Origin of the sequence: Pseudozobellia thermophila (genome assembly GCF_900141855.1) — a bacterium.
GTDB classification, from domain to species: Bacteria; Bacteroidota; Bacteroidia; order Flavobacteriales; family Flavobacteriaceae; genus Pseudozobellia; species Pseudozobellia thermophila.
The window spans coordinates 1-1107 of the sequence record NZ_FQYU01000034.1 but is presented as its reverse complement, the minus strand read 5'-3'; the positions used below and the strand labels follow the sequence as shown (position 1 = coordinate 1107).

Below are 1107 nucleotides of genomic sequence, written 5' to 3'. Positions count from 1 at the left end.
AAGAAAACCCGGACGGAGCCGTTCGCGGTCGGTACCATCGACATCACCGCCTATAGCGAATGTGCGTCTAATGGCGACCCCTTGCCTAGGTATGCCAGGCATACCTCGCAACTCGCCATATCCGTCTGGCCGTTGTAGCACATTTACCAAAACCAACTAAATGATTGAATTAATACTTTCGACTTTAGCAGAGTTTGGACTAATTCGTGAGGATTATAAACATCGAAAACGAATAAGTAAAAAAGAAAAAGAAGATGGTACTAAAAGACCTGTTCAGAAATATTTTCTACAACCGAGTTTAATATTGGTCATCTCTTTTTTAATAGTTGGAAGTCTAAGCGCATTTTTATTTTTCACGTATCAAAGAACGTCTATCTATCCTGATAAAACTGAAAAAGAAATAGCTGAAATGACGAAGAGAATGGAAAGTTGGAATGAAAAATACGGGAAATACCCAACTGACTTGAATGAATTAATCGGAAATAGTCCTTTAAGACAAGATTGGAAAAAAGACGCTTGGAATCGAGAATATGAATTTAAGGTTACGGAAAATGGACAAGGATTTTTAATCACTTCTGCTGGTTCGGATGGAAAATTTAATACGGAAGATGACATTAAATCGCAATAAAAGAAATTTAAAAATTGTACGACTTTACATAATTAGTCTATTATGTATTATCTGTTATTTCTTAATGGAAAACTATAATGTAATACATGAAGTCGTTCAACAATGGAGTACATTTCGCTATAATCAATATACTTCAAGGTTTGTTGCAATATTATTTACGGGATTACTCAAATATGGATTATTGACAGTTGGGATATGCATTTTTTCAATGTTGAGCTTTATGTTAATCAAAGAAAAATTAAACAAATAAAAACGTGCTACAACACAACCTATAAACAATACGGGCTTCGGGCTTTATCTCAGGGTTTATGTATATTTATGAAGTCCGCAAAATCTTTGGGATTTTGCTTTTTAGCGAGACAAAGAAAAAAACAAAACAAAAAGATTTCGCTATGTTCGTGGCGGAAAGCAAACGCCAGTTTGCTCCCGTACTGTTCATAGCTCAACCGATGGTCGATGATACCTCCGGCCCGTAAAAA

General features: G+C 35.6%; 2 protein-coding genes. One reads left to right on the top strand and one right to left on the bottom strand.

What is annotated here, in order from left to right; all coding sequences use genetic code 11:
• Positions 1-160: 160 nt before the first annotated feature.
• The gene (locus BUB37_RS21265) at positions 161-628 is read left to right on the top strand and encodes a type II secretion system protein GspG (protein WP_072996095.1); all 468 of its coding nucleotides are present in this window, start codon (positions 161-163) and stop codon (positions 626-628) included.
• 299 nt (positions 629-927) lie between these two features.
• On the opposite strand, the gene BUB37_RS21860 is transcribed toward BUB37_RS21265, so the two are convergent.
• Positions 928-1107 (bottom strand): hypothetical protein (locus BUB37_RS21860; protein ID WP_212635344.1); only part of this gene is annotated, 180 nt, incomplete at its 5' end.

Excerpts from the sequence above, each read along its gene's own strand:
- BUB37_RS21265 (WP_072996095.1), top strand. The coding sequence starts at position 161 with ATGATTGAATTAATACTTTCGACTTTAGCAGAGTTTGGACTAATTCGT.